The organism is Pikeienuella sp. (genome assembly GCF_046290545.1).
GTDB lineage: Bacteria > Pseudomonadota > Alphaproteobacteria > Rhodobacterales > Rhodobacteraceae > Pikeienuella.
This window is the reverse complement of the sequence record NZ_JBKAGV010000015.1, coordinates 24,089-37,103: the sequence shown is the minus strand read 5'-3', so window position 1 is coordinate 37,103 and position 13,015 is coordinate 24,089. Positions and strand designations below refer to the sequence as shown.

Here is a 13,015-nt window from a genome sequence, read left to right as displayed (position 1 = left end):
CTCCCCCGAATCTAGTCAATCGCGGAAGGCTTGCCCACATGGCTCTCGAAATCATCGTCGTTCCCTGCCGGCAGGACAATTACGGATATCTCCTGCGCGACCATGCGACCGGCGCCGTCGCCAGCGTGGACGCGCCGGAGGAGGCCGCGCTCGTCGCCGCGCTGGAGGAGCGCGGTTGGGGGCTCGACCTCATCCTCCTCACCCATCACCATGAGGATCATGTGGACGCCGTCGGGCCGCTCCGCGCCCGCTACGGCGCGAAGGTCTGGGGCGCGGCGGCGGATGCGCACCGCCTTCCGAAGCTCGACCGGGAACTGAAGGAAGGCGATGAAGCCGCTCTTGGCGAAAGCGTTTCCCGCGTCATCGACGTCTCGGGCCACACGGTCGGCCATATCGCCTACGCCTTCGAGGGCGCAGCCTTCACCGCGGACAGCCTGATGGCGCTCGGCTGCGGGCGGCTCTTCGAGGGGACGGCGCTGCAGATGTGGGGCAGCCTCTCGAAGCTCATGGCCCTGCCGAAGGAGACGCTGATCTATTCGGGCCACAATTACGGCGCCTCGAACGGCCGCTTCGCGCTCTCCGTCGAGCCCGGCAACGCCGCCCTGCAGGACAGGGTCAGCCGCATCGCGGAGGCTGACGCGGCGGGCGTTCCGATCTGCCCGGTCACGCTGGAGGAGGAACTGGCGACCAACCCCTTCCTCCGGGCGACAGAGGAAAGCGTGAAGGCGGCGGTCGGCCTCCCCGGCGCCGACGACGCGGCGGTGTTCGCGGAGGTGCGGCGGCGCAAGGACGTGTTCTGACATTTGACAGGTCCCGGCCTTGAGCCGGGACCCCGAAGGGGTGAGCGCCTGTCAACCCGCCGCGGGCGCGATCAGCCGCCTCGCGCAGCCTTTGTCACATTTCTGTCATAAATGAGATTATCCCGCCTTTTCAATCACATGACCCCTCTTCACACTGTGTGCACACAGTCTCACCCGAGGATGCCCGGCAGGTTCAGCCCCTGCTCCCGCGCGCAGTCCAGCGCGATCTCGTAGCCGGCGTCGGCGTGGCGCATCACCCCCGTCGCCGGGTCGTTCCAGAGCACGCGGCCGATCCGCTTCGCCGCCGCCTCCGTCCCGTCGCAGCAGATCACCATGCCGGAATGCTGGGAAAAGCCCATGCCCACCCCGCCGCCATGGTGCAGCGAGACCCAGGTCGCGCCCGAGGCGCAGTTGAGGAGCGCGTTGAGGAGCGGCCAGTCGCTCACCGCGTCCGACCCGTCCTTCATCGCCTCCGTCTCCCGGTTCGGGGAGGCGACGGAGCCCGAGTCGAGATGGTCCCGCCCGATCACCACCGGGGCCTTGAGTTCACCGCTCGCCACCATCTCGTTGAAGGCGAGGCCGAGCCGGTGCCGCTGCCCGAGCCCGACCCAGCAGATGCGCGCCGGGAGGCCCTGAAAGGAAATCCGCTCCCGCGCCATGTCGAGCCATTTGTGGAGGTGCGGATCGTCGGGGATCAGCTCCTTCACTTTCGCGTCCGTCCTGTAGATGTCCTCCGGGTCGCCCGAGAGCGCGCACCAGCGGAAGGGGCCGACGCCCCGGCAGAAGAGCGGGCGGATATAGGCGGGCACGAAGCCGGGGAAGGCGAAGGCGTTCTCCAGCCCCTCCTCCAGCGCGACCTGCCGGATGTTGTTGCCGTAGTCGAGCGTCGGCACGCCCGCGTTCCAGAAATCCACCATCGCCTTGACATGGACCTTCATGGAGGCCCGCGCCGCCTTCTCCACCGCCTTCGGCTCGCTCTCCCGCTTCGCGCGCCATTCCGCCATGGACCAGCCGAGCGGGAGATAGCCGTTGATCGGATCATGGGCCGAGGTCTGGTCCGTCACGATGTCGGGCCGGACGCCGCGCTTCACGAGTTCGGGGAAGATTTCGGCGGCGTTGCCGAGGAGGCCGACCGACTTCGCCTCCCCCGCCTTCGTCCAGCGGTCGATCATCGCCAGCGCCTCGTCGAGGCTCTCGGCCTTCTCGTCAAGATAGCGGGTGCGGAGGCGGAAGGCGATGCTGTCCGGGTTGCACTCCACGGCGAGGCAGCAGGCCCCCGCCATCACCGCCGCGAGCGGCTGCGCGCCGCCCATGCCGCCGAGCCCGCCGGTGAGGATCCAGCGCCCCTTCAGGTCGCCGCCGTAATGCTGGCGGCCGGCCTCCACGAAGGTCTCGTAGGTGCCCTGAACGATCCCCTGCGTGCCGATATAGATCCAGGAACCCGCGGTCATCTGCCCGTACATGGCGAGGCCGCGCTTATCCAGCTCGTTGAAATGGTCCCAGGTCGCCCAGTGCGGCACGAGGTTGGAGTTCGCGATCAGCACCCGCGGCGCATCCTCATGGGTGCGGAAGACACCGACCGGCTTGCCGGACTGGACGAGCAGCGTCTCGTCCGCCTCCAGCGCCTTGAGGCTGGCGACAATCCGGTCGAAATCCTCCCAGGTCCGCGCCGCGCGGCCGATGCCGCCATAGACGACGAGTTCATGCGGGTTCTCCGCCACGTCGGGGTGGAGGTTGTTCATCAGCATCCGCATCGGCGCTTCGGTCAGCCAGCTCTTCGCGCTGATCTCGGGGCCGGTGGGCGGGAAGACGTCGCGCAGGTTGTGGCGGGGATTGGTCATCGCATCGTCTCCTCGATCCTGAAGTCGAGCCCCGCGGCGGCGGCGAGCGCGCCGGAGGCGATGAGCGCGGCGGCGCGCTCCATGTCGGGGGCCATCGGCCTGTCCTCCTCCAGCCGCGGAACCTCCGCCCGGAGGCGCGCCAGCGCGGCGGCGAGGCGCGGCGAGGTGGAAAGCGGCGCGCGGCACTCGACGCCCTGCGCGGCGCAGAGCGCCTCTACCCCGAGGATCACCGCCAGATTGTCCAGCATCCGCCGGAGCCGCAGCGCGCCATGCGCGGCCATGGAGACGTGATCCTCCTGATTGGCGGAGGTCGGCGTCGAATCCGTGGTGCAGGGGTTGGCGAGATGCTTGTTCTCGCTCATCAGCGCCGCCGTCGTCACCTCCGCGATCATGAAGCCGGAATTGAGGCCCGGATCGGGGGTGAGGAAGGGCGGCAGGTCATGGGAGAGCGTCGGGTCCACCATCAGCGCGACGCGGCGCTGCGCGATGGCCCCGATCTCGGCGACCGCGAGCGCGATCTGGTCCGCCGCGAAGCCGACAGGCTCCGCATGGAAATTGCCGCCCGAGACGATCCGCCCCTCCTCGACCAGCACCAGCGGATTGTCGGTGACGGCGTTCGCCTCTGTCTCCAGCGTCCGCGCCGCCTGCGCGAGAAGGTCGAGGCAGGCGCCGAGCACCTGCGGCTGGCAGCGGATGCAATACGGGTCCTGCACCCGGCTGTCCCCCTCGCGGTGGCTCTCGCGGATTTCGGAGCCCTCCATCAGCCCGCGCATCGCAGAAGCCGCCGCGATCTGCCCCGCATGGCCGCGGAGCCGGTGGATTTCCGCCAGCAGCGGCGCATCCGATCCCATGATCGCGTCCGTCGAGAGACAGGAGGTCACGAGCGAGGCCCGCGCCATCTCCGCCGCCCGCCAGAACCCGGCGAGGGCGAGCGCGGTGGAGAACTGCGTGCCGTTGATGAGCGCGAGCCCCTCCTTCGGCCCGAGCGTGACGGGCGCGAGCCCCGCCGCCGCCAGCGCCTCCGCGCCGGGCGTCCGCCGCCCTTCGAACACGGCCTCCCCCGCCCCGATCATCGCCGCCGCCATATGCGCGAGCGGCGCGAGGTCGCCCGAGGCGCCGACGGAGCCCTGTTCGGGGATGACGGGAACCACCCCCCGCGCCAGCATCCCCTCGATCAGCGCGATGACCTCCCAGCGCACGCCGGAGGCGCCGCGGCCGAGGGAGAGGAGCTTCAGCGCCATCATCAGCCGCGTCTCCGGCTCCGGGAGCGCGGCGCCCACCCCGGCGCAATGCGAGAGGATGAGGTTGCGCTGGAGCGTCGCGGTATCCTTCGCCGCGATCTTGCGGCTCGCCAGCTTCCCGAAGCCGGTATTGACGCCATAGACCGGCGCATCCTCCGAAGCCGCCTTCGCGACAAGCGCCGCCGCCGCCTCCACGCCCGGCCGCGCGGAAGGGTCGAGCGAAGCCGCCGCCCCGCGCCAGACCGCCTCGAGTTCGGCAAGCGTCGCCGCGCCCGGTTTCAGGATCATGCGTCCGCCCCTGCGAAAAGCCGCTCGCGCAGCGGGTTGAAGCCGATCCGGTAGGCGAGCTCCGCCGGATGCTCGACATCCCAGATCGCGAGATCGGCGCGGAGCCCCGCGGCGATCACCCCGCAATCCTTCAGCCCGAGCGCCTTCGCCCCGTTTCGCGTCGCGCCCGCCAGCGCCTCCTCCGGCGTCATCCCGAAGAGCGTGCAGGCCATGTTCATGGCGAGTAGGAGCGAGGCGAGCGGGGAGGAGCCGGGGTTGCAATCCGTCGCCACCGCCATCGGCACCCCGGCCTCCCGGAACGCCTCCACCGGCGGGCGGCGGCTCTCGCGGATCGTGTAATAGGCGCCGGGGAGGAGCACGGCGACCGTCCCCGCCTGCGCCAGCGCCGCCGCATCCCCCGCATCCGCATATTCGAGATGATCGGCGGAAAGCGCGCCATAGCGCGCCGCGAGCCGCGCGCCGCCGATATTGGAAAGCTGCTCTGCATGGAGCTTCACGGGGAGATGATGCTTCCGCGCACGGGCGAAGACCTGCGCCATCTGGTCCGGGTTGAAGGCGATGCCCTCGCAGAACCCGTCCACCGCGTCGATCAGGCGCTCCTCCGCCGCGGCGTCGAGCGCGGGGAGGCAGACGTCCCGCAGATAGGCTTCCGGGCTGCCCTTGTATTCGGGCGGCACGGCATGCGCGCCGAGGAAGGTCGTGCGGACGCGGATCGGCCGCTCCTTCGCCAGCCGCCTCGCGGCGCGGAGCATGGTGAGCTCGGTGTCGATGTCGAGCCCGTAGCCCGACTTGATCTCCACCGTCGCGACCCCTTCGCGGATCATTGCGTCGATCCGCGGCAGCGCGGATTTCACGAGTTGCGCCTCCGTCGCGCCCCGCGTCGAGAGGACGGTGGAGAGGATGCCGCCGCCCGCCCGCGCCACCTCCTCATAGGTCGCGCCCTTCAGCCGCATCTCGAATTCCCAGGCCCGGTGCCCGCCATGGACGAGATGCGTATGGCAATCGACCAGCGCGGGCGTGACGAGCCGGCCCTCCAGGTCCCGCTTCTCGAAATCCGGGAACGCCCCCGCCTCCTCCGTCGGCCCCACCCAGCGGATGCGCCCCTTCTCCACCGCGATGGCGGCCCGGTTCATCAATCCGTAGGCGGGAGCGCCGGGCAGGACGCCGTTCGCCATCGTGGCGAGGGCGGCGTTGACGAGGAGGAGTCGATCCATGCTTGCTTCCCCTTATGTCTGCACTTATGCTTTTTATGTCTGCTCATAATAAGCCTGTCAAGGAGTCGTCATGCGGGAAATCTGGGCCGAACAGGCGCTCACCCCAAGGGGCTGGGAGCGGGCTGTGCGCGTCGTGATCGACGCCGAGGGGCGGATCGAGAGCATCACGGTGGGCGCGGAGCCGGCTGACGCGCAGAGGGTCGGAGCGCTGCTCCCCGCCCCCGCCAACGTCCATTCCCACGCCTTCCAGCGGGCGATGGCGGGGCTGACGGAGCGGCGGGGTCCGGACCCGGCGGACACGTTCTGGACCTGGCGGAAGCTGATGTACCGCTTCCTCGACCGGCTGACGCCGGAGGATGTGGAGGCGATCACCGCGCTCGTTCAGGTGGAGATGCTGGAGGCGGGCTTCGCCGCGTCGGGCGAGTTCCATTACCTGCATCATCAGCCGGACGGGTTTCCCTACGACAATCTGGCGGAGATGTCGGAGGCGGTGATCCGGGCGGCGTCGGCCAGCGGGATCGGGCTTTGCCTTCTGCCCGTCCTCTACGAGGTCGGGGGCTGCGACGGGCGGGCGCTCGGGCCGGGGCAGAGGCGGTTCGGGAACGATCCGGCGCGCTTCGCAAGGCTTCTTGAAGGGGCGGAGCGGGCGCTGCGGGCCCTGCCGGGGGATGCGGCGGCGGGGGTGGCGCCGCATTCGCTCCGCGCCGTTACGGAGGCCGGGCTCAGCGAGGCGGTCGCGCTGGCGGGGGAGCGGCCGATCCACATCCATGTCGCCGAGCAGGTCGCGGAGGTGGAGGAGGTGCTGGCGGCGCGGGGGGCGCGGCCCGTGGAATGGCTGATGGCGAACCATGAGGTCGGGCCTCACTGGTGCCTGATCCACCTCACCCAGATGAGCGCGGCGGAGACGGAGGCGGTCGCGAGGCGGGGGGCGGTGGCGGGGCTCTGCCCGATCACCGAATCGAGCCTCGGGGACGGGATCTTCAACGGGGCGGAGTTCCTCGCCGCGGGCGGGCGGTTCGGGATCGGGTCGGACAGCGACATCCGCGTCTCGCTGGCGGAGGAGCTGCGGACGCTCGAATATTCGCAGCGGCTGAAGCACCGGGGCCGGGCGATGCTGGCGGAGCCGGAGCGCTCCACCGGGCGCGTCCTCCTCGAAGGGGCGACGCATGGCGGGGCGCAGGCGCTGCGCCGCGCCGCGGGCTCCATCGCGCCTTCGATGTGGGCGGACCTGCTGGCGCTGGACATGTCCCATCTCGACCTCGAAGGGCGGGAGGGGGACGCGCTGCTCGATACATGGATCTTCGCCGGGGACGACCGGATGGTCGCCGATGTCTGGTCCGCCGGGCGGCATATGGTGACGGGCGGGCGGCATGTAGCGCGGGACGCGGCGGAGGCGGAGGCGCGGGCGGCCTTCCGCAGGCTCCGGGGGGCGCTGTGACGGCCGCCTCCCGCGGGGACTGGCGCGCCGTCCATGACGAGGCGATGCGCCGGATCGGGGCGCGGGAATGGAAGCCCGGCGCCCTGATCCCGGCCGAAACCGCGCTGGCCGAGGAATTCGGCTGCGCCCGCGCTACGGTCGGCCGCGCGATGCGGGAGCTGGCGGCGGCGGGATTGATCGAGCGGCGGCGGAAGGCGGGGACGCGGGTGGCCGAAAGGCCCGTTCGCCACGCCCGGCTCGCCATTCCGCTGATCCGGGAGGAGATCGAGGCGGCGGGCGCGGCCTATTCCTACGCCCTCCTCGGCGCGGAGGAACGCGCCGCGCCGCCCCCCATCCGGGCGCGATTCGGGGAGGCGCGGCTCCTCCACGCCGCCGCGATCCACTTCGCGGGCGGCGCGCCGGCGGTGCTGGAGGAGCGCTGGATAAACCTCGACCTCATGCCCGGTGCGGCGGAGCCCGGTCTTTTCGAGACCGAGAGCGCGAACGAATGGCTCGTCCGCCACGCCCCCTTCGCGGGCGGGGAGATGGCCGTCTCGGCCGAGGCGGCGGAGGCGGCGGAGGCAGCGGCGCTCGGCGTCGCGCCCGGCGCGCCGCTTCTGGCGGTGGAGCGGCTGACGCGCGGGCCGGAGGGGCCGGTGACGCTGGCGCGGCTCGCCCATGCGCCGGGGCGGCGGATGCGGCTGGATCTCTGAGGGCGTGCGCACAGTGCGCAAGGGGGTTATGTATTTGTTTTTGTTATTTAATCAGAAATAGCGCTTCGAACGGCGCGGGCCGCGAAGCGCAAGGGCGGTCAGGCGGGCGGCGCCGGGCGCCAGTACCTTCTTCTCGCGAATCGGAGACGGAGGCGGAGATGGGTGCGGCGGCGAAGGCGATCTGGCTGATCGAGCAGCATCATGCGGCCCCGCTGTCGCTGGAGGCGCTGGCCGAAAAGGTCGGCCTCTCCCGCTTCCATCTCAGCCGCCTTTTCGCCAGCGCCGTCGGCCTGCCGCCGATGGCCTATGCCCGCGCGAGGCGCCTCAGCGAAGCCGCGATCGCGCTCGATCTCGGGCTCTCCGTCACCGACGCCGCCTTCGGCGCCGGCTACGAGAGCCCGGAAGCCTTCAGCCGCGCCTTCCGCGAGGAGTTCGGGCTGCCGCCCTCCGCCGTGAAGGCGGGCGGCGGGCTCGCCGGGCTCTCCCTCACCCATCCTTTCACACCGGAGGAAGACATGACCGCGACCCTCATCGCCCCCCGCTTCGAAACCCGCGGGGCCTTCAGCGTTTCCGGCCTTTCGGCCCGGTTCGAAATGAGCCAGCTCGCCGGCGTCCCCGCCGTCTGGGGCCGCTTCGCCCCGCATTTCGGGACGTTCCCGATGGCGGAGCCGGGCGTGAGCTGGGGCGTCATCTCCCATGAGCCGGGCGCCGAGACCTTCGACTATCTCGCGGGCGCCGAACCGAACGGCGCGCCGCCCGTCGATCTCGAAACGGTCCGCGTCCCCGCCTCGCGCTACGCCGTCTTCACCCATGAGGGCCATGTCTCCGACATCCGCAAGACGATGGCGGCGATCTTCGACGAATGGCTCCCCGCCTCGGGCGAGAGTGGGGCGGAGAGCCCGGAGCTGGAGCGCTACGACCATCGCTTCGACATATCGACGCTGAGCGGCGTGGTGGAGCTCTGGATCCCGCTCCGCTGAGGGTCACTTCCCGTCGGAGAGGAACTGCTCCTTCAGCACGCGCTCGTTGAGCCCGTGGCCCGGGTCGTAAAGGAGGCCGATCTCGATCTGCGGATGGAAGGCGACCTCCACCTTCGCGACCTGCCGCACCTCGTGGCTGTCCGCCACGGCGAGGAGGGGGCGCTTCGCCTCCTCCAGCGCCTCGATCGTCACCACCGCGTCATGCGGCAGGATCGCGCCGCGCCAGCGGCGGGGGCGGAAGGCGGAGATCGGGGTCAGCGCCATCAGGTTGCTCTCGATGGGCAGGATCGGACCATGCGCCGAGAGGTTGTAGGCGGTTGAGCCTGCGGGCGTCGCGATGAGGCAGCCGTCGCAGATCAGCTCCGGCATCCGCTCCCGCCCGTCGACGAGGATGCGGAGCTTCGCGGCCTGGAAAGTCATGCGCAGGAGCGAGACCTCGTTGATCGCGAGCGCCTCGGAAGACATGCCGTTCACGGTCGTCGCGCGCATCCGGAGCGGGTGGATCACCGTCCGCTCCGCGGCTTCGAGCCGGGCGGGCAGGTCATCCTCCGCGAAGTCGTTCATCATGAAGCCGACCGAGCCGCGGTTCATGCCATAGACCGGGGCGGCGAGATGCAGCGTGTCGTGCAGCGTGTGGAGCATGAACCCGTCGCCGCCGAGCGCGACGATCACGTCGGCCTGCGCGGCGGCGGACTGGCCATAGCGCGCGGTGAGGCGCGCGAGCGCCTCCTGCGCCGAAGGCGCGCTCGACGCGGCGAAGTGAATCCTCTCGAAGGCCATGCGCGTCTCCCCCCTCTTTAGCGCGACCTTGCCGCCGAACCGGGCCGCGCGCAATGCAGGGGCGCACATCTGGCGCTCCGCTTGGCTTCCCGCCCCGCATCCGCTATCCCCCGGCGCGACCCCGGAGACCGGACCCGAGAGATGGCGAAAGAGAAGAAACCCCGCCGCCCGAAGGCGGAGACGCCGCGCGGCTTTCGCGACTATTTCGGCGCGGAGGTGACGGAGCGGGCGGAGATGCTGCGCGCGATCACCGGCGTCTATCACCGCTACGGCTTCGACCCGCTGGAGACGAGCGCGGTGGAGACGCTGGAGGCGCTCGGCAAGTTCCTGCCCGATGTGGACCGCCCGAACGAGGGCGTCTTCGCCTGGCGCGACGAGGACGAGAGCTGGATGGCGCTCCGCTATGACCTCACGGCGCCGCTCGCCCGCGTTTATGCAGAACATCAGCTTCACCTCCCAACTCCTTACCGCCGTTACGCTGTCGGCCCCGTCTGGCGGAACGAGAAGCCGGGGCCGGGGCGATTCCGGCAGTTCTATCAATGCGACGCGGACACGGTCGGCGCCGCCTCCCCAGCGGCGGATGCGGAGATCTGCGCCATGCTGGCGGACGCGCTGGAGGCGGCGGGGATCGCGCGAGGGGATTACGTCATCCGGATCAACAACCGGAAGGTGCTGAACGGGGTGATGGAGGTCGTCGGCCTCCTTGACCCCGCCGATCCGGAAGCAGGCGAGGCCGCGCGCGGCGTCGTCCTCCGCGCCATCGACAAGCTGGACAGGCTCGGCGAGGCGGGCGTCCGCGCGCTCCTCGGCGAGGGGCGGAAGGACGAGAGCGGGGATTTCACGAAGGGCGCGGGGCTTGCTCCTGAGCAGATCAACCGGATTATGAGCTTCGTTGGCGCGTCAAAGACTGTGGATAAGATGCTCATCGACACACAGGCGCACTTTGAAAATAAAGGCTCAGGAGGAACTGAGCACTTTAGAACGCTTCGCGATGCAGGCGATTTATACGCTAGAAGAAAACTAGGAATTAGTAGCGATGTCTCACAAGCCCGCAATTATATGATGACAGAAATTCTTCATGGCCTTGTTGAAGGATCACAGGTTGGAGAGGATGGCGTCCAAGAGTTGGAGACCATCGCACAATTACTCGACGCACAAGGTTACGCTGACCGGGCGCTCATCGACCCCTCCGTCGTCCGCGGCCTCGGCTATTACACCGGCCCGGTCTTCGAGGCGGAGCTGACCTTCGAGATCACGGACGAGGAGGGGCGGCGGCGGCAGTTCGGCTCCGTCGCCGGGGGCGGGCGCTATGACGATCTCGTCATGCGCTTCACCGGGCAGCGGACGCCGGGAACGGGCGTCTCCATCGGGGTGGACCGGCTTCTCGCCGCGCTCCGCGAGGTGCGGCGCGGAACGGCGCAGGCCGAGGGGCCGGTGCTGGTGACGGTGATGGAGAAGGACCGGCTGGCCGAATATCAGGCGATGACGGCCGAGCTGCGCGCCGCGGGCCTCCGCGCCGAGATGTTCCTCGGCGGCGGGAACATGGCGAAGCAGCTGAAATATGCCGACAGGCGCGGCTCCCCGGTGGCGATCATCGAGGGCTCGGAGGAGCGGGCGCGCGGCGTTGTCCAGCTGAAGGATCTCGCGCTCGGCGCCCGGCTCGCCGCGGAGATCGAGACGAACGAGGAATGGAAGGCGCAGCCCGCGCAGATGGAGGCGCCGCGCGCGGGGCTCGTCGAGGCCGTGAAGGCCATGATCGCCCGCGGCGCCTGATGGCGGCGGCGCGCGCCTATCTCCCCGGCGGGCGGATCGGGGCCGGGCTGGAGGCGCTCACCGCGCTCCGCGCACGGATCATGGCGCGGTTTCTGGAGGCGGGGGCGGCGCCGGTGGAGCCCGAGACGCTGATTTCGGCGGACCTCCTCCTCGACCTCTATGGCGAGGACATCCGCGCCCGCGCCTATATCCTGCATGATCCGGTGGAGGGAGAGCTGGCGCTCCGGCCCGACTTCACCGTGCCGGTCGCCCGGCTCCACATGGAGGGCGGCGCGGCCCCGGCGCGCTACGCCTATGAGGGGCTGGTCTGGCGGCGGCAGGCGCCGGGCTCGGCGCGGCCCGCGGAATATCTCCAGGCGGGGATCGAGCTGATCGGCGGGGCCGACCCGGCGGCGGAGGAGGCGGAGGCCTTCACGCTGATCGAGGGGGCGCTGGCGGGCGTCGAGACGCGGGCGATGACGGGGGACCTCTCCATCGCCTTCGCCGCCATCGCCGCCTTGCGGACGACGGAGCCGCGCCGCGCCGCGCTCCGCCGGCATCTCTGGCGGCCCGCGCGGTTCCAGGCGCTGCTCGACCGGTTCGCGGCGCCCCCGCTCCCCTCCCCTTCCCGCGCACGGCTCCTCGCGATGGCGGCGCCGGCGCGGCGGGCCGAGATCGCCGCGGCGGGCGGTTTCGTCGGCGCACGGGGCGAGGCGGAGATTCTGGAGCGGCTGGCGGTGCTGGCGGCGGAGGAGGCCGCGGCCCCGCTCGCGGCGGAGGAGAAGGCGATGATCGAGGCGGTGCTGAAGGTCCGCGGCCCTTCCGGCGAGGCGCTCGCCCGCCTCCGCGCCCTCGCCCGGCCAGAAATGGCGCCGGCGCTGGACCGGATGGCGCGGCGGCTCGACGCGCTGGCGGCGCGGGGGGTGGAGGCGGGCGACCTGCCCTTCGACGCCGCCTTCGGCCGCAACCTCGAATACTATGACGGCTTCGTCTTCGAGTTCCGCGCCGCGCGGCCGGGCCTGCCCCCGCTCGGCGGCGGCGGGCGCTATGACGCACTGACGGCGCTGCTCTCGACCGGCCCGGGCGGCGAGCCTGCGGTGGGCGGGATCGTGCGGCCCGAGGCGCTGCTGGCGGCTTCGGCATGATCCGGCTCGGCCTCCCCTCAAAGGGCCGCCTGCAGGAGGCGGCGGTGGACTGGCTCGCCGCCCGCGGCGTGATCGTGGAACGCGCGGAGGAGGGGCGGGAGTACGCCGGGCGGGTGACGGGGGTGGAGGATGTCTCCCTCGCGCTTCTCTCCGCCGCCGAGATCCCGCAGGAGCTCGCCGCCGGGCGCATCCATCTCGGCGTGACAGGGGAGGACCTGGTGCGGGAGACGATCCCGGGCTGGGAGGCGAAGATCGACCTCGGCCTGCCGCTCGGCTTCGGCCATGCCGATCTCGTCGTCGCGGTTCCGGCCGTCTGGCTCGATGTCGAGACGCTGCACGATCTCGACGCAGCGGCGGCGCAGTTCCGGCGGGCGCACGGGCGGCGCCTCCGCATCGCCACCAAGTATCACAACCTCGCCCGCGCCTTCCTCGCGGAGCGCGGCGTCGCCGATTTCCAGCTGGTGGACAGCCAGGGGGCGACAGAGGCGACGGCCCTGCACCGGACGGCGGAGGCGATCGTGGACATCACCTCCTCGGGCGAGACGCTGCGCGCCAACCACCTGAAAGTGCTGGAGGACGGGCTGATCCTCGCCTCCGAGGCGCGGCTCTGCCGCTCCCTCGCCGCGCCGCTCTCGCCCGAACAGGCGACCGCGCTGGCGCGGCTCGCGGGAAGGCTTGATCTCCCTCTGAATTAACCATGATGAACGTCATGCGTTAACCTTAAGGTCGGATTCACCCTGTAGGTTGAATTTCGTCAACAGGGGTGGGCCATGGACGATTTTCAGCCGATGAAAAAAGGATTCTCCGTCGCGTCGGAGGCGCTGGCGACGGCGCTCGCCACGCA

At 70.7% G+C, this 13,015-nt stretch carries 11 protein-coding genes; 7 read left to right on the top strand and 4 right to left on the bottom strand.

What is annotated here, in order from left to right; genetic code table 11:
- Positions 1 to 38 precede the first annotated feature (38 nt).
- Positions 39 to 800: a hydroxyacylglutathione hydrolase gene (gene gloB / locus ACE37J_RS13705; RefSeq protein ID WP_409711837.1), complete on the top strand. Its 762-nt coding sequence runs from the start codon at positions 39 to 41 to the stop codon at positions 798 to 800.
- Positions 801 to 970: 170 nt separating this feature from the next.
- Here the strand turns inward: gloB and hutU are convergent, their stop codons facing one another.
- Genes hutU through hutI form a run of 3 tightly spaced genes read right to left on the bottom strand, consistent with a single transcriptional unit; the run spans position 971 to position 5,384 of the window.
- Positions 971 to 2,641 (bottom strand): urocanate hydratase, encoded by a 1,671-nt coding sequence (gene hutU / locus ACE37J_RS13700; protein ID WP_409711835.1) that lies wholly within the window; start codon positions 2,639 to 2,641, stop codon positions 971 to 973.
- The gene (hutH, locus tag ACE37J_RS13695; RefSeq protein WP_409711833.1) at positions 2,638 to 4,170 is read right to left on the bottom strand and encodes a histidine ammonia-lyase; all 1,533 of its coding nucleotides are present in this window, start codon (positions 4,168 to 4,170) and stop codon (positions 2,638 to 2,640) included. Before hutH ends, hutU begins: the two co-directional genes overlap by 4 nt.
- A complete protein-coding gene (gene hutI / locus ACE37J_RS13690; protein WP_409711831.1) occupies positions 4,167 to 5,384 on the bottom strand; it encodes an imidazolonepropionase in 1,218 nt (405 codons plus the stop codon). The genes hutH and hutI overlap by 4 nt, the downstream gene beginning before the upstream one ends.
- A 70-nt stretch (positions 5,385 to 5,454) precedes the next feature.
- Here hutI and ACE37J_RS13685 point away from each other — a divergent pair, with 70 nt between their 5' ends.
- From ACE37J_RS13685 to ACE37J_RS13675, 3 genes are all read left to right on the top strand, one after another.
- Complete coding sequence (locus ACE37J_RS13685) at positions 5,455 to 6,822, top strand: formimidoylglutamate deiminase (protein ID WP_409711829.1); 1,368 nt, start codon at positions 5,455 to 5,457, stop codon at positions 6,820 to 6,822.
- A complete protein-coding gene (locus ACE37J_RS13680) occupies positions 6,819 to 7,514 on the top strand; it encodes a GntR family transcriptional regulator (RefSeq protein ID WP_409711827.1) in 696 nt (231 codons plus the stop codon). The genes ACE37J_RS13685 and ACE37J_RS13680 overlap by 4 nt, the downstream gene beginning before the upstream one ends.
- A 158-nt stretch (positions 7,515 to 7,672) precedes the next feature.
- Entirely contained in the window at positions 7,673 to 8,494 is an 822-nt protein-coding gene (locus ACE37J_RS13675; protein WP_409711825.1) for a GyrI-like domain-containing protein, read from the top strand.
- 3 nt (positions 8,495 to 8,497) lie between these two features.
- On the opposite strand, the gene ACE37J_RS13670 is transcribed toward ACE37J_RS13675, so the two are convergent.
- Positions 8,498 to 9,274, bottom strand: a complete 777-nt coding sequence (locus ACE37J_RS13670) for an NAD kinase (RefSeq protein WP_409711823.1) — start codon at positions 9,272 to 9,274, stop codon at positions 8,498 to 8,500.
- A gap of 141 nt (positions 9,275 to 9,415) precedes the next feature.
- Between ACE37J_RS13670 and ACE37J_RS13665 the strand changes: the two genes are divergently transcribed.
- From ACE37J_RS13665 to hisG, 3 genes are read left to right on the top strand one after another with little or no spacing between them, the layout of a single operon-like run.
- Positions 9,416 to 11,047: a histidine--tRNA ligase gene (locus ACE37J_RS13665; protein ID WP_409711821.1), complete on the top strand. Its 1,632-nt coding sequence runs from the start codon at positions 9,416 to 9,418 to the stop codon at positions 11,045 to 11,047.
- Positions 11,047 to 12,171 carry an ATP phosphoribosyltransferase regulatory subunit gene (locus tag ACE37J_RS13660; protein WP_409711819.1) on the top strand — a complete coding sequence of 375 codons (1,125 nt, stop codon included), beginning with the start codon at positions 11,047 to 11,049 and terminating at the stop codon, positions 12,169 to 12,171. The genes ACE37J_RS13665 and ACE37J_RS13660 overlap by 1 nt, the downstream gene beginning before the upstream one ends.
- Positions 12,168 to 12,866 (top strand): ATP phosphoribosyltransferase, encoded by a 699-nt coding sequence (hisG, locus tag ACE37J_RS13655; RefSeq protein ID WP_409711818.1) that lies wholly within the window; start codon positions 12,168 to 12,170, stop codon positions 12,864 to 12,866. The genes ACE37J_RS13660 and hisG overlap by 4 nt, the downstream gene beginning before the upstream one ends.
- Positions 12,867 to 13,015: the final 149 nt, after the last annotated feature.

Bases quoted from the DNA above. Each gene is read 5' to 3' on its own strand.
- gloB (WP_409711837.1), top strand. From the start codon at position 39: ATGGCTCTCGAAATCATCGTCGTTCCCTGCCGGCAGGACAATTACGGA.
- hutU (WP_409711835.1), bottom strand. From the start codon at position 2,641: ATGACCAATCCCCGCCACAACCTGCGCGACGTCTTCCCGCCCACCGGC.
- hutH (WP_409711833.1), bottom strand. From the start codon at position 4,170: ATGATCCTGAAACCGGGCGCGGCGACGCTTGCCGAACTCGAGGCGGTC.
- hutI (WP_409711831.1), bottom strand. From the start codon at position 5,384: ATGGATCGACTCCTCCTCGTCAACGCCGCCCTCGCCACGATGGCGAAC.
- ACE37J_RS13685 (WP_409711829.1), top strand. From the start codon at position 5,455: ATGCGGGAAATCTGGGCCGAACAGGCGCTCACCCCAAGGGGCTGGGAG.
- ACE37J_RS13675 (WP_409711825.1), top strand. From the start codon at position 7,673: ATGGGTGCGGCGGCGAAGGCGATCTGGCTGATCGAGCAGCATCATGCG.
- ACE37J_RS13670 (WP_409711823.1), bottom strand. From the start codon at position 9,274: ATGGCCTTCGAGAGGATTCACTTCGCCGCGTCGAGCGCGCCTTCGGCG.
- ACE37J_RS13665 (WP_409711821.1), top strand. From the start codon at position 9,416: ATGGCGAAAGAGAAGAAACCCCGCCGCCCGAAGGCGGAGACGCCGCGC.
- ACE37J_RS13660 (WP_409711819.1), top strand. From the start codon at position 11,047: ATGGCGGCGGCGCGCGCCTATCTCCCCGGCGGGCGGATCGGGGCCGGG.
- hisG (WP_409711818.1), top strand. From the start codon at position 12,168: ATGATCCGGCTCGGCCTCCCCTCAAAGGGCCGCCTGCAGGAGGCGGCG.